General features: G+C 66.7%; 15 protein-coding genes, 1 tRNA gene and 1 pseudogene. 13 read left to right on the forward strand and 4 right to left on the reverse strand.

From position 1 onward, the window contains the following. The first annotated feature begins 116 nt into the window (after positions 1–116). Positions 117–6,410 carry a sulfolipid-1 biosynthesis phthioceranic/hydroxyphthioceranic acid synthase gene (gene pks2, locus AAHH99_RS16670; RefSeq protein ID WP_418769721.1) on the forward strand — a complete coding sequence of 2,098 codons (6,294 nt, stop codon included), beginning with the start codon at positions 117–119 and terminating at the stop codon, positions 6,408–6,410. 84 nt (positions 6,411–6,494) lie between these two features. Here pks2 and AAHH99_RS16675 read toward each other — a convergent pair. Both AAHH99_RS16675 and AAHH99_RS16680 read right to left on the reverse strand, forming a co-directional pair. Next, positions 6,495–9,824 (reverse strand): annotated as a pseudogene (locus AAHH99_RS16675) (condensation domain-containing protein); the annotation flags it as partial. After that, positions 9,773–9,940, reverse strand: a complete 168-nt coding sequence (locus AAHH99_RS16680; protein WP_418769722.1) for a hypothetical protein — start codon at positions 9,938–9,940, stop codon at positions 9,773–9,775. The gene AAHH99_RS16680 and the pseudogene AAHH99_RS16675, both read right to left, overlap by 52 nt. Positions 9,941–10,062: 122 nt before the next feature. Between AAHH99_RS16680 and AAHH99_RS16685 the strand changes: the two genes are divergently transcribed. The 10 genes from AAHH99_RS16685 (at position 10,063) to AAHH99_RS16730 (ending at position 17,728) form a co-directional block, all read left to right on the forward strand. After that, positions 10,063–10,854: an SDR family oxidoreductase gene (locus AAHH99_RS16685; RefSeq protein ID WP_418769723.1), complete on the forward strand. Its 792-nt coding sequence runs from the start codon at positions 10,063–10,065 to the stop codon at positions 10,852–10,854. A 10-nt stretch (positions 10,855–10,864) separates the two neighbouring features. Then, positions 10,865–11,941: a diacylglycerol kinase gene (locus AAHH99_RS16690; RefSeq protein ID WP_418769724.1), complete on the forward strand. Its 1,077-nt coding sequence runs from the start codon at positions 10,865–10,867 to the stop codon at positions 11,939–11,941. 33 nt (positions 11,942–11,974) lie between these two features. Beyond that, positions 11,975–12,250, forward strand: coding sequence for a hypothetical protein (locus tag AAHH99_RS16695; RefSeq protein ID WP_418769725.1), 276 nt, complete (start codon positions 11,975–11,977; stop codon positions 12,248–12,250). Positions 12,251–12,339: 89 nt separating this feature from the next. After that, positions 12,340–12,579 (forward strand): hypothetical protein, encoded by a 240-nt coding sequence (locus tag AAHH99_RS16700; protein ID WP_418769726.1) that lies wholly within the window; start codon positions 12,340–12,342, stop codon positions 12,577–12,579. 76 nt (positions 12,580–12,655) lie between these two features. Beyond that, complete coding sequence (locus AAHH99_RS16705) at positions 12,656–13,882, forward strand: Nramp family divalent metal transporter (RefSeq protein ID WP_418769727.1); 1,227 nt, start codon at positions 12,656–12,658, stop codon at positions 13,880–13,882. Continuing rightward, the gene (locus tag AAHH99_RS16710) at positions 13,882–14,943 is read left to right on the forward strand and encodes a poly-gamma-glutamate hydrolase family protein (protein ID WP_418769728.1); all 1,062 of its coding nucleotides are present in this window, start codon (positions 13,882–13,884) and stop codon (positions 14,941–14,943) included. Before AAHH99_RS16705 ends, AAHH99_RS16710 begins: the two co-directional genes overlap by 1 nt. Before the next feature lie 159 nt (positions 14,944–15,102). After that, positions 15,103–15,603, forward strand: a complete 501-nt coding sequence (locus tag AAHH99_RS16715) for a serine hydrolase (protein WP_418769741.1) — start codon at positions 15,103–15,105, stop codon at positions 15,601–15,603. A gap of 54 nt (positions 15,604–15,657) precedes the next feature. Next, complete coding sequence (locus AAHH99_RS16720; protein ID WP_418769729.1) at positions 15,658–16,431, forward strand: DUF1365 domain-containing protein; 774 nt, start codon at positions 15,658–15,660, stop codon at positions 16,429–16,431. Beyond that, on the forward strand, positions 16,428–17,009 hold the full coding sequence (locus AAHH99_RS16725; protein ID WP_418769730.1) for a sigma-70 family RNA polymerase sigma factor: 582 nt from the start codon (positions 16,428–16,430) through the stop codon (positions 17,007–17,009). Before AAHH99_RS16720 ends, AAHH99_RS16725 begins: the two co-directional genes overlap by 4 nt. Beyond that, complete coding sequence (locus AAHH99_RS16730; RefSeq protein WP_418769731.1) at positions 17,006–17,728, forward strand: anti-sigma factor; 723 nt, start codon at positions 17,006–17,008, stop codon at positions 17,726–17,728. Before AAHH99_RS16725 ends, AAHH99_RS16730 begins: the two co-directional genes overlap by 4 nt. Positions 17,729–17,816: 88 nt before the next feature. Here the strand turns inward: AAHH99_RS16730 and AAHH99_RS16735 are convergent, their stop codons facing one another. Then, positions 17,817–18,917: a glutamate--cysteine ligase gene (locus AAHH99_RS16735; protein WP_418769732.1), complete on the reverse strand. Its 1,101-nt coding sequence runs from the start codon at positions 18,915–18,917 to the stop codon at positions 17,817–17,819. Between the two features lie 182 nt (positions 18,918–19,099). On the opposite strand from AAHH99_RS16735, the gene AAHH99_RS16740 reads away from it, so the two are divergent. Then, the gene (locus AAHH99_RS16740) at positions 19,100–19,918 is read left to right on the forward strand and encodes an LLM class F420-dependent oxidoreductase (RefSeq protein WP_418769733.1); all 819 of its coding nucleotides are present in this window, start codon (positions 19,100–19,102) and stop codon (positions 19,916–19,918) included. On the opposite strand, the gene AAHH99_RS16745 is transcribed toward AAHH99_RS16740, so the two are convergent. Further along, positions 19,915–21,882, reverse strand: a complete 1,968-nt coding sequence (locus AAHH99_RS16745; protein ID WP_418769734.1) for a flavin-containing monooxygenase — start codon at positions 21,880–21,882, stop codon at positions 19,915–19,917. The genes AAHH99_RS16740 and AAHH99_RS16745 overlap by 4 nt on opposite strands. 126 nt (positions 21,883–22,008) lie before the next feature. Here AAHH99_RS16745 and AAHH99_RS16750 point away from each other — a divergent pair. Continuing rightward, positions 22,009–22,081 (forward strand) — tRNA-Arg (locus AAHH99_RS16750). The last annotated feature ends 134 nt before the right edge of the window (positions 22,082–22,215 follow it).

Here is a 22,215-nt window from a genome sequence, read left to right on the forward strand (position 1 = left end):
ATGTGAAGCCCCGGAGGATTGCTGTGATGTATCGCGCAGCTTTCGCCCGCCTCGCACCTACGCGGCGTTGACCCGCGAAGCGGCCAGGGGAGTGCATCGTTGTTCGGGGAGGAAACATGAGGTCGTTCGACAGCGCGCACGAATCGTCGGAGAACTCGGGCTCAGCTGTCACTCCGGTCGCCGTCATCGGAATGGCGTGCCGGCTTCCCGCAGGCATCGACTCTCCTCAGCGGCTGTGGGAGGCCCTGGTCGGGGGCGAGGATTTGGTCACCGAGATTCCGCCCGACCGCTGGGATGCCGACGAATACTACGACCCGGAGCCAGGCGTACCAGGCCGGACGGTATCGAAGTGGGGTGCATTCCTCGACGACGTAGCGGGCTTTGACGCCGAGTTCTTCGGGATCAACGAGCGCGAGGCTGCCGCGAGCGACCCGCAGCACCGGCTGTTACTGGAATCCTGCTGGGAGGCGATGGAGCACGCCGGTCTGACGCGGGACGCGGTAGCCGACACGCTGACGGGCGTGTTCGCGGGGTTGACGCACAACGATTACCAGTTGTTGGCCGCGGAGGCCGGCGCCGTCGCGCAGGCCTATGGATTCACCGGGACGAACTTCAGCTTGGCGTCTGGAAGGATCGCTCATTCCCTCGGCCTCCACGGTCCAGCGCTTACCGTGGACACCGCATGTTCGTCCGGCCTCACCGCCGTCCACCTGGCCTGCCGCAGCCTCCACGAGCGCGAGAGTGACCTCGCCTTCGCCGGCGGTGTCAGTCTCGCCCTGGACCCGCGCAAGTGGTCGGCAGGCTCCGCGGAGGGCATGCTGTCCCCCACAGGACGTTGCCACGCCTTCGACGCGGCCGCCGACGGATTCGTGGGCGGCGAGGGCTGCGCGGTGGTGCTGCTGAAGCGGTTGACCGACGCGCAACGCGATGGTGACCGGATCTTGGCAGTGGTAAAGGGTACTGCAGCCAATCAAGACGGGCGCACCGTCAACATCGCAACGCCCTCGCAGCCGGCCCAGGTCGCAGCCTACCGGGAGGCGCTGTCGGCGGCCGGCGTGCATCCGGCAAGCGTCGGCATGGTGGAAGCCCACGGCACGGGTACACCCACCGGCGACCCCATCGAATACGCCAGTCTCGCAGAGGTATACGGCAGCGATCACCCTTGTGCGCTGGCATCCTCCAAGACCAACTTCGGCCATACTCAGGCGGCCTCTGGCGCGCTGGGGTTGATGAAGGCGGTGCTCGCGCTGCAACACGGCGTCGTTCCCCAGAACCTTCACTTCACCCAACTACCTGCGGAGATGGCGCAGATCAAAACGAAATTATTTGTGCCACAGAGCAATACACCGTGGCCGACAAACGGGGAATATCCGCGTCGCGCTGCGGTGTCGTCATACGGGATTTCGGGAACCAACGTGCACGCGGTTGTGGAGCAAGCTCCGGCTACCGCGGCGCCGGTGTCAACCGAATCGTCGACGACGGCACCGTTGTTGTTCCCGCTGTCGTCCAGCTCGCCCGAGCAACTTCGTTGTACCGCCGGGCGGTTGGCCGATTGGGTGCATGACCGAGACGACGTGCTGTTGCCCGATCTTGCCTACACATTGGCGCTTCGGCGCACCCATCGGCCGGTGCGCACGGCAGTCATCGCGAGCAGCGCGCCCGAGCTCATCAAGACGCTGCGCGAGGTCGCCGAAGGCGATGACCCCTTTGAGCCTGCGGTCGGACGCGATGACCGAGGTCCGGTATGGGTCTTCTCCGGGCAAGGCTCGCAATGGGCCGGGATGGGTGCCGACTTGTTGGGAACCGAACCGGTTTTCGCCGCCACTGTGGCGCAAGCCGAGCAGATAATCGCCGATGAGTCCGGCTTCTCGGTGACCGAGGCGATGTCGAGTCCTGAGGTCGTGACCGGTCAAGAGCGGCTTCAGCCGACGCTGTTCACGTTCCAGGTCGGCCTTGCCGAAGTGATGAAGACATACGGCGTGCACCCCAGCGCCGTCATCGGGCATTCCCTCGGCGAGGCTGCGGCGGCTGTCACCGCAGGCGCACTCTCACTGGAAGACGGCCTGCGCATGGTCTGTCGTCGCTCACGGTTGATGTCGCGCATCGCCGGCCAAGGTGCCACAGCGGCGGTGGAATTACCTGCAAAGCAGGTTCTTTCGGAGCTGGCGGCTGGTGGCATCAGCGACGTCGTCGTGGCGGTGGTGCCCTCTCCGGACTCCACGGTGGTGGCCGGCGCCACCCAGACGGTCCGTGATCTGATCGCTGGCTGGGAGCAGCGCGACGTGATGGCCCGGGAACTCCCCGTCGACGTGGCCTTCCACTCACCGCAAGTTGACCCGATAGTCGCCGAGCTGACCGACGCCCTCGCGTTCCTCGACCCGAGGACACCGGACGTACCGTTCTACTCGGCCACCATGTTCGACCCGCGCGAGCAACCGGTGTGCGACGCCAGGTACTGGGTGACCAACATGCGCCGGATGGTGCGGTTCGCCACCGCGGTGCAGGCGGCGATGGAGGATGGTCACCGTGTCTTCGCGGAGTTGTCGCCACACCCGCTGCTCACCCGCGCTCTCGAACAGACCGCCCGCAGTCGCGAGATCCCGTTGGCCGCGGTTGCCGCCATGCGCCGCGAGCAGCCGCTGCCCCACGGGTTGCGTGGCTTCGTGGTGGATCTGCACGAGGCCGGCGCTGCCATCGACTTCTCCGTTCTCTGCCCGGGCGGACGCTTGGTCGACGCGCCGCTGCCGACCTGGACGCACCGCCCCCTCTGGCTGACCAACGGTGGTCAGGAAGGCCCGGTACGTGGTGGGTCCACCATCGCGGTGCATCCGTTGTTGGGCTCGCATGTGCATCTGCGAGACGAACCGGAGCGCCACGTGTGGCAGGCCGACATCGGCACCGCAGCGCAACCGTGGCTGGGTGATCACCAGGTCCACAACGTTCCGGTTTTTCCGGGGGCGGCTTACTGCGAAATGGCGCTCGTGGCCGCACGCGAGGTGCTCGGCGAGGGTTCCGAGGTCCGTGACATACGTTTCGAGCAGGCACTTCTGCTCGACGAGCAGACTACGGTGACGGCCTTGGCGTCATGGTCCAAGCCGACCGAGGCACTCGATTTCATGGTGCAGACGCACCAGGGCGGCGAACCGCAGCGACACGCTTCCGCGGTGCTGCATGCCGCCGATGACGAATTACGACCCACCTACGACACGTCCGCGCTGCTGGCCGCCCATCCCGCTGCCCTGGATGGCGATGAGGTCCGTAGGCGCGTCGACGGACACGGCGTCACCTACGGTCCCGCGTTCACGGGGTTGGCCGTGGTGCACACCGGCGACGCGAGCAGTGGCGCCGTGCTCGCCGAAATCGCCCTGCCCCGCTCGATTCGTTCCCAGCAAGACGCCTACGGCGTTCACCCTGCGCTCCTGGACGCATGCTTCCAGTCGGTCGCCGCCCATCCGGAAGTCCAGTCCCTTGGCGCCGGCGTGATGGCGTTGCCACTCGGTGTCCGACTGCTCCGCGCCTATGGCTCGGCACGCAACGCGCGCTACTGCTACACCCGCGTCACCGGCGCTCAGTCCGACGGGGTCGAGGCCGACATCGACGTACTCGACGAACACGGGACAGCGGTGCTCGTGGTGCGGGGCCTGCGACTCGGCACGGGCGTGGCGGAACAAGGTCGGCGAGACCGAGTGTTGGCCGAACGGCTCCTGACCGTCGACTGGCAGCAACGAGCGTTGCCTGAAATTCCGCACGCCGACGCTGGGGCGTGGCTGTTGGTCAGCACCGCCACCGACGCTGTCATGACCGATGTAGGTGACGTTCTGACAGCCCACGGCGCTCACTGCACAGTGATGTCCTGGCCACCGCGCGCCGATCACGACTCAAACACCGAGCAGTTGAGAAATCATCTGAAAGGCAACCGATTCGACGGCATTGCCATTTTCATGGGCCCGGACACGGGCATCACCGACGCGGACGCCGCATTGCTGGGCTGTGAGTATGTGCAGCAGCTGGCGCGCATCGCCCGTGAGTTGGCCGAGACTTCCGGCGAGCCGCCTCGCCTCTTCGTGGTGACCCGCCGCGCTCAAAGCGTCCTGGCGGGCGACCGACCCAATCTTGCGCAGGGTGGCCTACGGGGTCTGGTCCGGGTGATCGGTAATGAGCACCAGCATCTGGTGGCTACCCAGATCGACATCGACGACATCACCGACGCAGGGCAATTGGCGCAGCAGCTGCTGAGCGGCTCGGAAGAAGACGAGACGGCCTGGCGGAACTTCCGGTGGTATACGGCGCGACTGCGGCCCGCCCCGCTGGAGCCGCAGGAGCGGCGAACCCGGGTGGCCGATCGTGGGCGAGACGGGATCCGGTTACAGATCCGCACTCCCGGCGATCTCGAATCCCTGGAACTGGTTGCGCGCGACAGGGTTACGCCGGGTCCCGGACAGATCGAAGTCGAGGTCCACGCGTCCAGCATCAACTTCGCCGACGTGTTGGTCGCGTTCGGCCGTTATCCCGCCTTCGAGGGGCACCTGCCACAACTGGGCACCGACTTCGCAGGGGTCGTGACTGCGGTCGGACCCGGTGAGACCCGCTACCAGGTGGGCGATCGCGTCGGTGGGATCTGCGCCGACGGCTGTTGGGGTACGTTCATCACCTGCGATGCGAACCTGGCCGTCGCATTGCCGGACGGCCTCGCCGAGGGTGACGCCGCCGCGCTGACCGTCGCGACAGCCACCGCCTGGTATGGCTTGCATGACCAGGCGCGGATCAGAAGCGGCGAGAAGGTATTGATCCATTCCGCCACCGGGGGGGTGGGGCTGGCGGCCATCGGGATCGCTCGGGCCGCCGGCGCCGAGATCTTCGCCACCGCCGGCAGCGAGGAGCGTCGGCAGCTGTTGCGTGACATGGGAATCGAGCATGTTTACGACTCGCGCAGCCTTGAGTTCGCCGATGGGATCCGCCGCGACACCGACGGCTACGGGGTCGACGTCGTTATCAACTCGGTCACCGGGGCCGCTCAGCGCGCCGGTCTCGCGTTGCTGGCCTTCGGCGGACGATTCGTCGAGATCGGCAAGCGCGATATTTACGGCGACACCCATCTGGGGCTCTTCCCGTTCCGGCGCAACCTCACATTCCACGCCGTCGACCTGGCCTTGATGTCGGTCAGCCATCCGGAACGGCTCCGGGAGTTGCTGGACACGGTGTATCGGCTCACCGCAGACGGTTCGCTACCGGTGCCGCAGACCATGCACTATCCGCTCGCCGACGCGGTCCACGCCATCCGGACGATCAGCGGTGCACAGCACACGGGCAAACTGGTGCTCGATATCCCGCACACGGGCTCCAGTCGGGTGGTGGTGCCGCCGGCGCAAGCGCCGATATTCCGCAGCGACGGCGCTTACATCGTCACCGGCGGATTGGGTGGATTGGGCTTGTTCTTGGCGGAGCACATGGCTGCCGCCGGTTGTGGCCGTATCGTGCTCTCTTCGCGGTCGCAACCGAGCACCGAAGCGCTGGAGACCATCGAGCGCATCCGCGAGGTCGGCGGCGAGGTCGTGGTGGAGTGCGGCGACGTCGGCGATGCCCACACGGGTCGGCGGTTGGTGGCCGCGGCGACCGCCACCGGATTTCCCGTGAGGGGGGTGGTGCACGCGGCCGGGGTGATCGAGGACGCTGCACTCAGCAACATCACCGACGAGCTCGTCGAGCGCAATTGGGCACCAAAGGTTTACGGAGCGTGGAGCCTGCACACCGCCACCGTCGAGCAGCCTTTGGACTGGTTCTGCTCGTTCTCCTCGGCCGCCGCACTGGTCGGCTCGCCGGGACAGGGCGCCTACGCAGCGGCCAACAGTTGGCTCGACGCATTCACGCGGTGGCGTCGTACCCAGGGTCTGCCCGCGACCGCAATCGCTTGGGGTGCTTGGGATGAGATCGGGCGCGGCACCGCCCTGGCTGAGGACACCGGTGCTGCCATCGCCCCTACCGAGGGCGCCTACGCGTTCGAAGCGCTGCTGCGGCACGACCGGAGCTACACCGGCTATGCGCCGACAATGGATGCGCCGTGGTTGGCCGCGTTCGCCGCAATCAGTCCGTTCGGCGAAGCGTTCCGATCCAGCGGGGCCGACGGCACGGGTACGGCCAAATTGAAGGCAGAGCTTGACCAATTGCCCATGGACGAATGGCCTGTCCGTCTGCAGCATCTGATCTCCGAGCAGATCAGCTTGATCCTGCGCCGCGGTGTCGATCCCGACCGCCCGCTCTCCGAGTACGGCATGGATTCGTTAGGCGCACTGGAACTGCGCACACGCATCGAAACCGAGACCGGCGTCCGCATCCCTCCCACCGACATCACTACAGTCCGCGGCCTTGCAGGCCTGCTGTGCGAGAAGTTGGTACCCGCACAAGCCAATTGAACCTCTACTCGGCTAGGTACCTTCTTCGATCCGCGATCGATACCGATGAGGAGCGAGTGGCGTCGTGATGTGACCGTTTGACGCCTATCGTCGCTGACCGTGCTCGCCGCTCGACTTCTCCACCTTGCTGGCATGCCAGTTCACGTGCTTGCTCAGGCTTTCAACCGATGGCGCATCCAACAGCGTATTCACCGGCAAGAGGATGTCGAAGGCCGCGTTGACCGCAGCGATTGCCCGCGTGGCGGCCAGCGAATCCCCGCCCAGATCGAAGAAGGAGTCGCGAACGCCGACCCTGTCCGCGTTCAGCGCCTGGGCGAATATGTCGACGAGAACCTGCTCGACAAGATCGACCGGTTCGCGATGGCGATCAGGGTGCTTCGATGAAGGCGCCGAAGCAATCGCCGGCGTCGAAGTCCAATCCTCCCATCGCCGGGTGTTGCGCGTGCCGAGCGAGGCAATCGAGAGCCTTCCGGTCGGATCAGCGACCATGGTCTCCAGGATCCGGATGAACCGGCTCATAAGCGTCTCGATGGTCTGCGGCTCGAATCGATCAGTGCGGAACTGAACGCGTAAGTGCAGTTCGTCACCGGGCATCGCCTGGACCGTGAGTGGGTAGTGGTAATAGTCGCGGACATCGATGTCGGTGACTGCCAAATCATGGCCATCTGCCAATCCACCACCGGCACCGATCGGGTAGTTCTCGTAGACGAACACCGTGTCGAACAACTGGCGCTGACCGCTGATCTGATGGATTTCGCTCAGCGCGAGGTGCTGATGCTCGAAGGTCTTCTCCTGCAGGTCTTGGAGATGGTCGAGCAGATCTACGGTCGTCGTCGTGGACGTGATGCGCGCACGCACAGGCACCGTGTTGATCAGGAGCCCCACCATTGAATCCGCGCCTGCAACGTCGGCCGGCCGTCCTGAAACGACGGTACCGAAGGCGACATCGTCCTGGCCTGTCACCGACATCAGCAACTGTGCCCACGCGGCCTGCAGGACGGTGCTGACGGTGATGTGCCGCGATCGGGCCAACTCGGTCAGTGCTTGAGTCGTGCCCTCTGCCACCTGGAAGGACCGCGTGTCTCTTGGCCCCAGCCCCAACCGTTCGGGGGGACGGACCAGCGTCGGGTTCTCGAATCCGGTAAGCACCTCGCGCCATGCCGCGCGGGCGGCTTCCAGATCGCGATCAGCCAGCCAGGACACGAACCGGCGGTACGGCACGGATGCGGGAAGTCGCTGCCCCGAATAGCTGGCGAAGATCTCCCCGAGCAGGATCGGCATGGACCAGCCATCGAGCAGGATGTGGTGGTTCGTCAGGATGAACCGATGCTGCTCGCGGCCGATACGAGCCAGCGCCACGCGCAAGGCCGGCCGTTCGGCGAGATCATAGACCAGAGCCCGTTCTTCAGCGCAGAGTCGCTGCATTCGTGCTTCCAGATCGTCTTCGCCGACGAAATCAACGTACTGCCATGGGATTTCGGGGTTGTCAGGGATAACCTGCAACGGCTCATCAAGGCGGTTGTGGCAGAAGCGAGCCGCCAGGTTGGGGTGGCGGTTGACAACCGCGTCTACCGCATCCTTGAGGCGGTGCGCGTCCAGAGGACCGCTGACGGTGATATCCAGTTGCACGGCGTAGACGTCGTCATCGTTTCCTGCTGCGGTCATGGCGTGGAACAGCAAACCTTGCTGCAGCGGGGTCAGCGGCAGGATGTCCGCCGCATGATATTCCTGCTCCAGGTCGTCGATCTGCGCCTGCGCCAGTCGTGCAGGCGCGATGTCAGAGGGTGTCAAGCCGCCCCCACCCTGTCGGACATGGGCGCAAATCCCAGACAGGGCTTCGAACCACAAGCGACTCAACCGGTCCACCTGCGCGTGGTTGAGCGCTGACGGTGCCCAAGTCCACGTTGCGTGCAGTGAAGGCCCGACCGGAGTTTCGACAGTGCCGGCATTGAGTTCCAGAGTGTGCATGAGCGGCATGGCGATCGCCGCGGCCGCCGCACCAACCGACGCACCGTCAGCATCGACGCGCCACAGATCCTCCGAAAGCTCGCCGGCGGCCGCGCCCAGGCGACCCAGATAGTTGAAACCGACTTGCGGATCCGGTGCGGCAAGCTCTACGTCGGCATTCAGATATCGCAGCAACCCATAGGTCAAGCCTTCAGGGATACTCCGCAGTTGCTCTTTGGCAGCTTTCAGCACGGCTCCCAAGGCGGGGGCGCCCGAACGCACCTTCGCCCAGTCCAGCCGACCGATCTTCAGAGCGACGGGGTACTTCGTGGTGAACCAGCCCACCGTGCGAGACAAATCGACGTCGTCGAGTTCCTCGTGACGACCGTGGCCCTCGACATCGATACCCACCGGCGCGGCACCCACACCGACGAACTCTGCCAACGCCAGACCCAACGCGATCAACAAGATGTCGTTGATCCCTGCATGGAAGGCAGCCGGCACCTCGCCGAGCAACAATCGAGTTACCTCGGTGTCCAGCGGCACCGTCACGTTCCCGGCATCTGCGAAAGTGTCTACTTCCGGATTCAACGCGGGCAGCAGCGCGGGCGCCGATGCGATTCTCCGCCACTCATCCGCGGTGGCAACGACTTCCGCGTCGCGAGCATGCTCAGCCAACAACGACGACCACCGAGCGAACGAGGTCCCGGTGGCGGCCAACTCAACCGGCACACCATTACGGTGCTGCGCCCAGGCGATGTTGAGATCCTCCAGCAGGATCCGCCATGACACTCCGTCGACCGCCAAATGGTGCATGATCAATATCAACTGACTCGTCGAAGACACCCACAGTGCGCTGAGTACCGCACCCGCGGCCGGATTCAACCGTTCCCGCGCAGCCACCAGTGCGGCGTCAGAGAACACCTTCACCGCATGAACACACTTGCGTGCCGACACCGAACCGGCCTCCGGCACACGCAGGGACCACCCGCCGGAGCCTTCGCCATCCACATGCAGTCGCAACATGGCGTGCCGATCGAGCAATGCCTGAACGAGCATCACCACATCGGCTTCGGTTGCACCCGCAGGCGCCTGCAACAACACCGTCTGATTGAAGTGGTCGACTGGTCCCTCGACGTCTTGCAGCCACCGCATGATCGGCGTGGCCACCACGGGCCCTACACCCTCATCGACGACGCCGGCCCTACCGTCCGCCGTCCGCGCCACGCGCGCCAACCGAGCCACGGTCTGCTCGACGAACACGTCACGCGGCCGGCATTGCACGCCGGCTGCGCGCGCGCGTGACACAACTTGCATGGACAAAATGCTGTCCCCGCCGAGTTCGAAGAAGGATTCGTCGACGCCGACGCGTTCGATGCCCAGTACTTGGGCGTAGATGCCGGCCAGGATTTCTTCTACGGCGTTGGCCGGGGCGCGGTAGCGCTCGGTGGTTTGGTCTCGGGGTGACGCCGCGCGCACAACTCCCCCACCAACGACAACCGCCGTCCCATCGCCGCCGACTCCTCACGCGCCTCCTCACCCATCAAGGTGACCAAGTCCGCATCCGAAGCCTCTTCGAACATAGGTTCGATAGTACTCGCGTCCACCGACCGCGTTGCGGTCAAATTAGAACGTGTTTCAGAAAGCCCTCACGCGCGTTGCCGTGCCCTGTTACGGTTCGCCCGGCGAAGGAAGGATTCGAAACGTGATTCTTGACAGGTTCCGGCTCGACGACCAGGTCGCGGTGGTCACCGGCGCCGGCCGCGGACTGGGTGCGGCGATGGCGGTCGCATTCGCCGAAGCCGGTGCAGACGTGGTGATCGCATCGCGCACACAGTCCCAACTCGAGGAAGTCGCCGAGCAGATCAGGGGCGTGGGCCGCAGGGCGCACGTCGTGGTCGCCGACCTGGCTCACCCTGCCGACACCGCTACGTTGGCCGGCGCCGCGGTCGAGGCGTTCGGCAAACTAGACATCGTCGTCAACAACGTCGGCGGCACCATGCCCAACGCGCTACTGGACACCTCCACCAAGGACCTGCGCGACGCGTTCACCTTCAACGTCACGACCGCGCACGCACTCACCACCGCGGCGGTTCCGCTGATGCTCGAGCACTCCGGCGGCGGCAGCATCATCAACGTCACCTCGACAATGGGCCGGCTGGCCGGCCGAGGCTTCGCGGCCTACGGGACTGCCAAAGCCGCACTCGCCCACTACACCCGCCTCGCCGCACTCGACCTGTGCCCACGGATACGGGTCAACGCGATCGCACCGGGATCGATCCTCACGTCGGCGCTCGACATCGTGGCCTCCAACGACGACCTGCGTAAGCCCATGGAGAAGGCCACCCCCATGCGCCGGCTCGGCGATCCGCAGGACATCGCCGCCGCCGCGGTGTACCTGGCCTCACCCGCTGGCAGCTACCTGACCGGTAAGACGCTGGAGGTCGACGGCGGTCTCACGGTGCCCAATCTCGACATGCCCATCCCGGATCTGTGAGAGGACTTCGATGACGATCAAAGTGGCCGCGGTCGGCACCGGCAACGTCGGCAGGCACGCGCTGACCCAACTCATCAACGATCCGCAGTACGATCTCACCGCCGTCTGGGTGTCGTCGGAGACTAAGGCCGGCAAGGACGCAGGTGAGCTTGCCAGACTGCAGGTTTCGACCGGCATCACTGCCACGACAGACCTCGACGCGGTGCTTGCGACCCGACCCGACTGCGTGGTCTACACCGCGATGGCCGACAACCGGCTGCCCGAGGCGCTCGAGGACTACCGCCGCATCCTGGCCGCAGGCGTCAACGTCGTCGGCAGCAGCGCGGTTTTCCTGCAGTACCCGTGGGAGGTACTGCCCGACGAACTTGTCAAGCCGATCGAGGAAGCCACCCAGACGGGCGGATCGAGCATCTTCGTCAACGGGATCGATCCGGGATTCGCCAACGACCTGCTACCGCTCGCGCTCGCCGGAACCTGTCAGAGCATCGAGCAGATCCGGTGCATGGAGATCATCAATTACGACACCTACGACAGCGCGACGGTGATGTTCGACGTGATGGGCTTCGGCAAGCCGCTCGACGAGATCCCGATGCTGTTGCAGCCCGGCGTCCTGAGCTTGGCCTGGGGATCGGTAGTGAGACAGCTGGCCGCGGGGCTCGGCATCGAACTCGACAAGGTGTCCGAAACCTATGTGCGCGAACCGGCTCCCGAGGATTTCGACATCGCAGCGGGCCACATCGCCAAGGGCACCGCGGCGGCGCTGCGCTTCGAGGTCCAGGGCATCAAGGACGACAAGGTCGCCGTCGTGCTCGAACACGTCACCCGGCTACGCGATGACCTCCACCCGGACTGGCCGCAGCCCGCCCAGGAGGGTGGCTCGTACCGCATCGAGATCACCGGTGAGCCCTCGTACACGGTCGACCTGTGTCTGAGCAGCCCGAACGGTGACCACAACCACGCCGGACTCGTCGCGACGGCCGCCCGTGTCGTCAACGCGATCCCCCCGGTCGTGGCCGCGCCGCCGGGCATCCGCACCGCACTCGACTTGCCGCTGATCACCGGAAAAGGGTTGTACGCTGTGCGATGAAGCCGGGGGTCGATCAGAATCGAGGACGTGCCTATGCGGACCACCCTTCGTTATCTCGCACCGCTGATCGCTGCCGGCGGCATCGCCGCGGCACTCGCGGCGGCCTCGCCTGCCGCCGCCGAACCGGCTCCGAACCCGAACCCGACCCTGCCGCAGTGCGTCGACACCGGCGGTGCACAGGCCATCGGCGGGTCCACCACCGAATGCGCGTCGCCGGGCAACGTTTCGATCGACGCCACGCCCGCTCAGCAGGAGTACGTCGGCCCATGGGGAAGCATGTGGGAGGGCGACGGCTTCTTCTTCCCGTGACCGTTCGGGATTGACGCTCAACGTTTTTCGCAGCGCTCGCCGTATGCGCAGTCGCTGACCAGAAGTGCCCCTGGCCGAGGAGGCCAACCATGAAAGCTCGATTTCGTTATCTCACAGCGGCTATCGCGGGAGTCATCGGCGCGTCAGCGTTCGTCGCACCCCTCGCCGGCGCCGCGCCCCAGTGCACCAACATCGCCCCTAACACCACGCAGTGCCGGACCAACGGAAGTTCACAGATCGTCACGTCACCGTCGGTGCAGACCAGCCCGTACTGGGGCTGGCCATGGGGCGGCGGCCTCGTCATCGGGCTTGGTGGCGGGCACAAATAACCCCACCCACCACCTACGTCCGGGTTTCGGTTACCCTAACTTTTCTATTCGCAACCCCGGATAGAAAGAGGGTGGGGTGGCCCAGAGCACCGAGGTGAAGGCGCGCCCGAGCTGGCTGCTGCTCGGACCGGCGTTCGTGGCGGCCATCGCCTATGTCGACCCTGGCAACGTTGCCGCCAACGTCAGCGCCGGCGCTCAGTTCGGGTTCCTGCTGATCTGGGTGATCGTGGCGGCCAACGCGATGGCCTGCATCGTGCAGTACCTCTCGGCCAAGCTCGGCTTGGTGACCGGTATGTCACTGCCGGAGGCGGTCGGCGGCCGGATGCGCCGCCGCACCCGGCTGACTTTCTGGATGCAGGCCGAATTAGTCGCGATGGCAACCGATCTCGCGGAAGTCGTCGGTGGCGCGATCGCGCTGTACCTGCTGTTCGACCTACCGCTGCTGGCCGGCGGCATCATCACCGGTGTCGTGTCGCTGGTGTTGCTGATGGTCAAGGACCGCCACGGCCAGAACTCGTTCGAACGCGTCATCACCGGCCTGCTGGCGGTCATCGCGGTCGGCTTCCTCGCCAGCCTGTTCGTCGCTCCCCCACCGCTCGACGAGGCGGCGAAGGGCCTGGTGCCGAAGTTCGCCGGCACCGAGAGCGTGTTGATCGCGGCGGCGATGCTTGGCGCGACCGTGATGCCGCACGCGGTGTATCTGCACTCGGGCCTGGCCCGGGACCGGCACGGCCATCCCGCCCCCGGGCCGATGCGACGGATGCTGCTGCGGGTCACGCGCTGGGACGTCGGCATCGCGATGGTGATCGCCGGCGCGGTCAACCTGTCGATGGTGTTGGTCGCCGCGACGAACCTGCGGGGCCAGGAAAACACCGACTCGATCGAGGGTGCGCACGCAGCGGTCGGCGAGACCCTGGGGCCGACGATCGCGCTGTTGTTCGCGATCGGCCTGCTCGCCTCGGGGTTGGCGTCGTCGTCGGTCGGCGCGTACGCGGGCGCGATGATCATGCAGGGCCTGCTGCACCGCTCCATTCCGCTGGTGCTGCGCCGCCTCATCACGCTGTTGCCCGCGCTGGCGGTGTTGGCGATCGGCCTGGATCCCAGCCGGGCGCTGGTGTTGTCGCAGGTGGTGCTGTCGTTCGGGATACCGTTCGCGCTGATTCCGCTCGTGCGGCTGACCAGCGACCGCGCCTTGATGGGCGCCGACGTCAACCATCGGGTGACGACGGCTATCGGGTGGGTCATCGCCGGCCTGATTACTCTTTTGAACGTGGTGTTGATTTATCTGACGCTGACGGGTTGATGCACACCTACTTCGCCTACGGCTCGAACCTCAACGTCCACCAGATGGCGTTGCGGTGCCCGGCCGCGGCGCATCCGCGGCCGGCGATGCTGACCGACCACGACTGGCTGATCAACGAGCGCGGCGTCGCCACGGTCGAACCGTTCCACGGCTCCGAAGTGCACGGTGTGCTGTGGCAGCTCAACGACCGCGATCTCGCGGTGCTGGACAGCGCCGAAGGCGTTCCGGTGCGTTACCGCCGCGACCGGCTCACCGTGCACACCGACGACGGGCCCGCCGAGGCGTGGGTGTACATCGACCACCGCGTCGAACCGGGTCCGCCGCGACCGGGCTACCTCGAGCGCATCATCGACGGCGCCCTGCACCACGGCCTGCCATCCCGTTGGATCGATTTCCTCAAGCGGTGGGATCCGGCGCATTGGCCCGGCCGCTCGGACCCATCCGATATCCCTGCCCCCCAGTCGCTTTCGGAACTCCTGGCGCAGCCGGGCATCGTCGAGGAGCGAATCGTGCGGTCCCGCTTCGGTTTTCTGGCCATCCACGGCGGCGACCTCGAGCAGATGACCGATGTGATCGCCGGACGCGCCGCCGACGCCGCGGGCGCTTCGCTGTACGCGGTGCGCCATCCCGACCACTATCCGCACCATCTGCCCTCGGCGCTGTACCGGGCGCAGGAGTCCCAACGCCTCGCGGAGTTCCTCGACCACGTCGACGTCGCGGTGTCACTGCACGGGTACGGCCGCGTCGGTCGCAGCACCCAGTTGCTCGCGGGCGGGCGCAACCGAAGACTCGCCGACCACCTCGCCCAACACGTCGAAGTGCCTGGCTACCAAGTCATCACCGATCTCGACGCGATCCCGCGCGAACTGCGCGGGCTGCACCCCGACAACCCCGTCAACCGCGTCCGCGCAGGCGGCGTGCAACTCGAGCTCACACCGCGGGTGCGCGGCATCAGCCCGCGCAGCCAACTACCCAGCGACGACGGGCTCACACCGGCGACCTCCGCGTTGATCCAAGGGCTCGTCGCCACCGCACATTCCTGGGAACTACGCTCGGCGTAGTGCGTTCGAGATCCCGGACCAGCCCGTGGGCGGCGACCAACTGCTCGACAGGGCGCTGGCTCGGCCTGCGCAGTTCGCCCCCGGTGCGACGATGAAGTACACCACATCGTCGCCGGCCTGCTGATCGAGAGGCTGACCGGGAGACCGGCGGCCGACGAGATCACCGCGCGAATCATCGCGCCACTGGGGCTGTTCGACACCTACTTCCCCGCGCCGGGCGAGAACGGGCTGCGGGCGCCGTTCGCCCACGGGTACGAATTGGTCGACGGCAGACGGACCGACGTCACCGACTTCAACGCCTCCGCCGCGTGGACGGCGGGCGGCCTGGTATCGACGAACGAGGACACGACGGCGTTCATCACCGCGCTGCTCGAGGGGCGGGTGGTGCCCCGCCCTCAGCTCGACGAGATGATGCGGACCGTTCCCATGCCGGATACCGAGGGACTTCTCGAGTACGGATTGGGCCTCGGGCGGGTGTCATTGCCGTGCGGCGCGACCGCGAGGGGCCACGGCGGCGACATCGCCGGGTATCAAGGTTTCGCGGTCAAGAGCTTCGAGGGGCCGGCCATCTCGGTGACGCTGACGCAGTCGCCGGAGTCGACGGCGCCCGCCGAGGATCCGCGCGGAGATGTCCTGACGGCGCTCTACTGCCCGGCCTGAGACCGTCCGGGCTGAGCACCCATCCGTCGCTCGGGTGGCTACGAATACCTCCGTGTGGATGGTTCCTACCTGTACCGCACCCGGACGGCGCACCTGCGTCGTGCGCCGGTGTACCACCATTTCGAGCATCATGGATACAGCTGGCTGGTCGACGTCGACCGGCTTCCGCGGGTCCCGTGGTGGCTGCGCCCCTTCGCGCGCTTCGACGCCCGCGACCACCTCGACGGCGCCCCGGGCGACTCGCTGCGCCAGCGCATCGACGCGTTCCTGTGGGACCGCGGTGTCGACCTGGGCGGCGGGCGGGTCACCGCGCTGCTGCAGGCGCGGGTGGCCGGCTACACGTTCAACCCGGTGACGCTGTACTGGTGCCATGACACGGCGGGCGTCGTGCGCCACATCGTCATGGAGATGCACAACCACCGCGGTGAACGGCACGCGTATCTGCTGCCGCCGAGCCCGGACGGGACGTCAATGGCGCCGAAGAGGCTGCGGGTGTCGCCGTTCAACGGCACCTACGGTCACTACCTGGTGCGCGCGCCGCACCCCGGCGACGAGGTGAACGTGACCGTATCGCTGCACCGCGGCAACGGCCCGGCGTTCATCGCCACCGTGCGTGGCGCACGCAGGCGCGCGGGCATCGCCGAGGTGCTGCTGATGCAGGTGAAGGCCCCCCTGGCGCCGTTGATGACTGCGCTGGAGTACCGGCTCCAGCACCTCACGCTGTGGCTGCGGCGTGTCCCTCTGGTGCGCGGCGCCGAAGCGGTCGGCGAAACTGTCGCTCCGACAGCGGCTTTCGTCGGCAACACCGCCAGATCGCGATATTCATGACGGTGCACACGCGGGTGGCTAGGCTACCACTGGTGACCACGGACCTCGACGAGCTGCTTCGCCAGGTTGCCGAGGAGAACGTCGAAGCTTTCGCCACCTTCTACGACCGCACCCGTGCGCGGGTGTTCGGCCTGGTGACCCGGGTGCTGCGCGATCCCGGGTACAGCGAGGAGACCACGCAGGACGTCTACCTGCAGGTGTGGCGCACCGCGCGAAGCTACGACCCTTCGGCGGGTTCTCCGCTCGCGTGGTTGATGACCCTCGCGCACCGCCGGGCGGTCGACCGGGTGCGGTCCGAACAGGCGGCGACGCAGCGGGAGGACCGCTACGGCGCGGCCACTGTCGAACTGCCGTCCGATCACGTCGCCGACTCGGTGATCCTGCGCGACGAGCGCCGCCAGGTCGCCAACTGCCTGGGATCGCTGACGGATGTACAGCGTGAGTGCATCCAGCTGGCCTACTACGACGGGCTGACCTACGCCCAGGTCTCCGAACGGTTGTCGGCGAACCTCGCCACCATCAAATCGCGGATGCGCGACGGCCTCCGCGGTCTCCGCAAGTGCTTGGGGATGGCATGACCGAGCCCATGGATAGCGACCTCGGCGCACTCGCGGCGCCCTACGCCCTGAACGCGATCTCAGATTCCGAACGCGAAGAAGTCGACCGCCGCGTGGCGGCCGCACCCCCCGCCGTCGCGCAGGCCTTCGCCGAGGAAGTGCGCAATGTCCGGGAGGCCATGGCGGTCGTGTCGGCCGCCACAGCCGCCGAACCGCCGCCGCATCTGCGCGAGCGCCTGCTGGCCGAGATCGGCGGCGGGCGCGCGGAACCGGTACGCCAGTTGCGGCCGCGTCCGACGCGTTGGCAGAAGATGGCGCTGGCCGCTGCCGCCGTGGTCGTGGTCGGCGCGGGCGCCCTGGGCGTCGGTTTGGCGCTGCGACCGGCCGACAAACCCTCGACCGCCGAGCAGGTGTTCGCCGCGCCTGACGTGCGCACCGTCTCGGGCGAGATTCCGGGCGGCGGCACCGCGACGGTGGTGTTCTCGCGGGAGAAGGATGCCGGGGTGCTGGTGATGAACAACGTCACCCCGCCACAACCCGGCACCGTCTACCAGATGTGGCTGGTCGACGCGGAGGGTCCGCATCCTGCGGGCACCATGGACCCGCAGTCCGTGGCGCCGTCGACGACGGCCGTGCTGCCCGACATCGGCGACTCGAGCACGCTGGCCTTCACCATCGAACCGCCCGGCGGTTCGGCGGAGCCGACCAGCGCACCGTTCGCCGAGCTCCCGCTCGTCTAGATATCTGCACCGATTTCTGCGAGACGGTCGTGATTTCCGCGGAAGCACAGCCCTGGTGCGGATTTCGGCGTACCCCAGGCCCGTCGGCCTACGCTCCCGCCATCGTCGCCTCGGCCGCTTCGGCCACGACGTCGCCCACGTCCCGGCGGCGCTGCCACGCACGGCGCTGCCGGATGGCGCCGTTGCCCTGCTCGGTGACGCGGCGCAACTCGTCGAACACCAGGTCATGGTCGCCCACGGCTTCGAGCGCGGGCCGCACGTGCTCGACGAGCCGGTCCAGCAGCTCTCGCGCGGGCACACGCTGATGGCTTTCCAGGAGGTCGACCGCATGTCCGTCGAGACCGTCGCGCGCGGACTTCCAGTACGCGGCCTTGAGCGCATGCGCGGCGAGGGGCGGTGTCGGCTCGCCACGCCGCTCGTCCTCCAATGCCGTCATCACCGCGGCCCGGGTCAGCGCGGCCAGCAGGACGGTCTCGGCCGCTGTCGCGGGCACGTCGGCGACGCGCACTTCGATCGTCGGGAAGTTCTTCGACGGCCGCACATCCCAATAGATCATGCCGTCGTCGAGCATCGCGCCCGCCTGTTGCATCATCTGCACGACGGCGTCGTACTCGTCGACGGAGTCGAAATGCGGCGGCGGGCCCGCGCTGGGCCACCGCGCCCACAGCACACTGCGCCAGCTGGCGTAGCCGGTGTCGGAGTTGCGGTAGATCGCGGAGTTCGCGCTCAGCGCCAGCAGGCTGGGCAACCAGGGCCGCAGCCGGTTGCTGACCCGGATCGCGGCTTCCCGGCTGGGCACCGCCACGTGCACGTGGCAGCCGCAGATGCCCTGCTCGTGCGCGATCATCCCGAACTTCTCGCCGATCTCCCGGTACCGCGGACTGTCGGTGATCGGGAACTCCTGCGGAAGCGTGGGCGGCAGCCCGACCGCCAGCAGTTGCGCCCCGGCGGCGTCCGCGGCCTCGGCGGAAAGTCGGCGCAGCCGCAGCAGCTGGTCGCGTAGTTCGCCGGAGGAGGCGACCACTTCGCTGGTGGTTTCGACCTGGCAGGTGGTCAGTTCGAGTTGCAGCTTCACACCGCGGGTTGCGGCCTCGCGGGCGACGGCCTCGTTGAACGCGACCGGTTCCCCGCTCGCGGGGTCAACGAGCAGGAACTCTTCTTCGACGCCGATCGTGGGATGCGTGGCCATAGTCTGTGGTAGCCGAAATATTGATCCGGCCCGTCGGATGATTCAACGACGGGCCGGATCGGGGCAACAAATCCTTCAAGTCTGGGGACTCCGGTGATTCGAAGTCGGCGGCAGATGTATTGCCCGAAGCTTCTGCGCGTCAAACATCCTTTGTCTTCCTGTGACCCTCCTACGATCGATCCGTGACCAAACCGTTCCGGTTCGGCGTCGGTCTGCAGGCCGCCCGCCGTCAGAAGTCAGTGCAGGACTGGGCCCGCCGCGCCGAGGACATGGGCTACGACATCGTCCACGTCGCCGACCACCTCTACACGACCGCGCCGTTCCCGATGATGACGGCGATGGCGATGGCGACCGAACGGCTCCGCGTGGGCACGTTCGTGCTCAACGCCGGCTTCTACCGGCCCGCGCTGCTCGCGCGGGAGGTGACCACGCTGCGTGATCTCAGCGGCGGGCGCTTCGACCTCGGCCTCGGCGCCGGCTATGTCAAGGAGGAGTTCGAACAGGCCGAGCTGCCTTATCCCTCGGCCGGCCAACGAGTGGACTGGCTGCGCCACGTGACCGAGCACATGAACGAGCACGCGCCCGATGTGCCGATCCTCATCGCGGGCAACGGCGACAAGCTGTTGACGCTGGCCGCTCAGCGCGCCGATATCATCGGGCTGACCGGCGGCGCCCCGATCACCGCGACCTCCGATCCGCTCGCCGACCGCATCGCGTTCCTGCGCCAAGCGGCCGGTGACCGGTTCGACGACCTCGAGCTCAACATCGCCGTCACCGCCATGCCGACCGACGATTCCGGTAGGCCCGACCTGTCGATCACGAGCCGGTTCCTCCCCCACCTGTCAGAAGAGGAGCTGCTGGCTACCCCCGCTGTGCTGTCGGGGTCGACGAGCGAGATCGCCGACACGCTGCGCGGCTACCGCGAGACGTACGGCATCAGCTACATCACCGTCCAGCAGCTCCACGCCGAGCCGTTCGCGAAGGTGATCGCCGAGCTTTAAGATTTTCGTGCTTGTGCGACAACGGATTCAACCGACCGCACCACGAAGTCCGACCACTCCGGTTCGCGCACCGCGTCGTGGTATTCGTAGAGCTTCCACGGGCTGACGGTGTGGATCTCACCGCGGGCGTTCTTGAAGTAGGAATGCTCGATCGACGGGTGCGACCAGACCGTCATCTTGATCGCCTCCTGTGACCGGCGGCGCCAGTCGTCGGTGGCGTCGACCTTCGGCTCGATCGAGTGCACCCCGTCGGCCAGGGCGCGCAGACACTGGCCGATGTAGCGCATCTGCAACTCGGAGTTGAAGATGAGGCTGCCGCCGTGCGCCAGATGCGTGCCGGGGCCGTAGGTGAGGAAGAAGTTCGGGAAGCCCGGCACCATGATCCCTCGGTAGGCGTAGGGCCGGTCACCCCAGACGTCGCGCAGGTCGATCCGATTGCCGTCGCCGTCGCGGCCGGTGATCCGCAGCGGCCACAGCACCTCGGTGGCGCGAAAACCGGTGGCGTACACGATGATATCGGCGCGCCGTTCCTGACCGTCGGCGGTCACCACACCCGTCGGCGTGATCCGCTCGATCGGCGTGCGGACCAAGTCGACGTTGTCCCGGCGAAGAGTTCGCAACCAGGTGCCGTCGTCCTGCAGCGTGCGCTTACCCGTCGCCGGATAGTCGGGCAGAACCTTGGCGAGCAACTCTTCGTCGCCCTCGACCTGGGTGGTGATCCAGTCGGTGAACATCATCCGCGCGGCGGCGTTCATGTCGCTTACCGCGTAATCGCCTTGCTGGTAGGCGGGATCCACACGTGCGGCGTCCAAGCCCTTGTCGGCGCCCGGCCACAGCAGCAGGAACCGGTACCAGCGGCTGTAGAACGGTAGGTGTTCCATCGCCCAGCGGGTACCGTCGCCAACCTCGTTGTGGTACATCGGGTTCGGGAACATCCACTGGGCGGTGCGCTGGTAGACGTCGAGGTGCTCGACCCGGTCGGCGATCGCGGGCGCGATCTGGAAACCGCTCGCACCGGCGCCGATCAGTGCGACACGGCGGCCGGTGACATCGACGCCGTGGTTCCACGCGGCGGAGTGGAAGGCCGGTCCGGCGAACGCGTCAGCCCCTTCGATGACGGGGATCTGAGGCCGGTTGAGTTGGCCGACCGCGCTGATGATCGCGCGCACGGAGACCCTGGACACCCGGCCGTTCTTCGCGCGCACGGCGACCGACCAGGTGCCCGAATCGTCCTCCCAGTCGGCCGAGACCACCTCGGTCTCCCACCGCACGTGCTCGCCGATGCTGTGTCTGTCCATCACGTCGACGAAGTACTGGCGCAGCTCGGGCTGCTCGGCGAAGTAGTGACTCCACTTGTTGCTGGGTTCGAAGCTGTAGCAGTAGAAGTGGTTGGCCACGTCGACGCGGGCGCCCGGATAGCTGTTCTCCCACCAGGTTCCGCCGGGGCCTGCGTTCTTCTCCACCACCGTGAACGGCAGGCCGGCCTGCTTGAGCCGGATTGCGGCGAGCAGCCCGGACTCACCGCAGCCGATGACGAGCACGGGAAGCGCCGCCGCCGCGTCTGGATCGATGGGTTCGGGCTTGCGTGGGTCGACGCCCTCGAGGTCGAGTTCCTCGGTCAGCAGCGGCAGGTACTCCTCACCGACGGGTTCGCATGCGGCCCAATCCATCATCTGCTTGACGACGGACGCGTCCAGCGGTGCGGGTTCGGGGCAGCCGCGGTCCCGATAGTCGGTGATCACCTCCAGCGCCTCGGCCCTCGCCCGAGCCTTGTCCTCTTCGGACATGAAGCCTTGCACCTCGTTGAGGAACAACCCGGCCTGGGCGTAGTCGCGGATGAAGCGGGTGTCGCCGGTGATGTGCACGAGGCTGAGTAACAGCGTCGGGACGCTGACGTCCTCGAGCGCCCGCTGGATTTCGTCGGTGGGCGTTGTGAACGGCGTGCCGGCGTAGCGACTGCGCACGACATCTCCTCCTGACCGCGACGGCCGCATCCAATTACGGAACTTACAGTAGCGTAATCGACGCGGGCCTCCGACAGTGAGGTTTGATTCGCAGCGGCCGGCGAGCCGGTAAGCTCCCAGCGGTCCGCCCTCGTAGCTCAGGGGATAGAGCACGGCTCTCCTAAAGCCGGTGTCGCAGGTTCGAATCCTGCCGGGGGCACTTCGCGTTTGTATTAGGTCGGCTGATGCTGGACATATCTGTTTCGGGTGATTCCTGACAGTGTTTCGGCTGATGCTTGACAGTTGCTTCGGTTGATCCTTGACACTCCCTTAATGAGGGAGTTGAGCGTGGCT

Origin of the sequence: Mycobacterium neumannii (genome assembly GCF_048452905.1) — a bacterium.
In the GTDB taxonomy this organism is placed as follows: domain Bacteria; phylum Actinomycetota; class Actinomycetes; order Mycobacteriales; family Mycobacteriaceae; genus Mycobacterium; species Mycobacterium neumannii_B.

What these genes read in the sequence shown, in the direction of transcription:
- pks2 (WP_418769721.1), top strand. Translation starts at nt 117, where the DNA reads ATGAGGTCGTTCGACAGCGCGCACGAATCGTCGGAGAACTCGGGCTCA.
- AAHH99_RS16680 (WP_418769722.1), bottom strand. Translation starts at nt 9,940, where the DNA reads ATGTTCGAAGAGGCTTCGGATGCGGACTTGGTCACCTTGATGGGTGAG.
- AAHH99_RS16690 (WP_418769724.1), top strand. Translation starts at nt 10,865, where the DNA reads ATGACGATCAAAGTGGCCGCGGTCGGCACCGGCAACGTCGGCAGGCAC.
- AAHH99_RS16695 (WP_418769725.1), top strand. Translation starts at nt 11,975, where the DNA reads ATGCGGACCACCCTTCGTTATCTCGCACCGCTGATCGCTGCCGGCGGC.
- AAHH99_RS16700 (WP_418769726.1), top strand. Translation starts at nt 12,340, where the DNA reads ATGAAAGCTCGATTTCGTTATCTCACAGCGGCTATCGCGGGAGTCATC.
- AAHH99_RS16710 (WP_418769728.1), top strand. Translation starts at nt 13,882, where the DNA reads ATGCACACCTACTTCGCCTACGGCTCGAACCTCAACGTCCACCAGATG.
- AAHH99_RS16725 (WP_418769730.1), top strand. Translation starts at nt 16,428, where the DNA reads ATGACGGTGCACACGCGGGTGGCTAGGCTACCACTGGTGACCACGGAC.
- AAHH99_RS16730 (WP_418769731.1), top strand. Translation starts at nt 17,006, where the DNA reads ATGACCGAGCCCATGGATAGCGACCTCGGCGCACTCGCGGCGCCCTAC.
- AAHH99_RS16735 (WP_418769732.1), bottom strand. Translation starts at nt 18,917, where the DNA reads ATGGCCACGCATCCCACGATCGGCGTCGAAGAAGAGTTCCTGCTCGTT.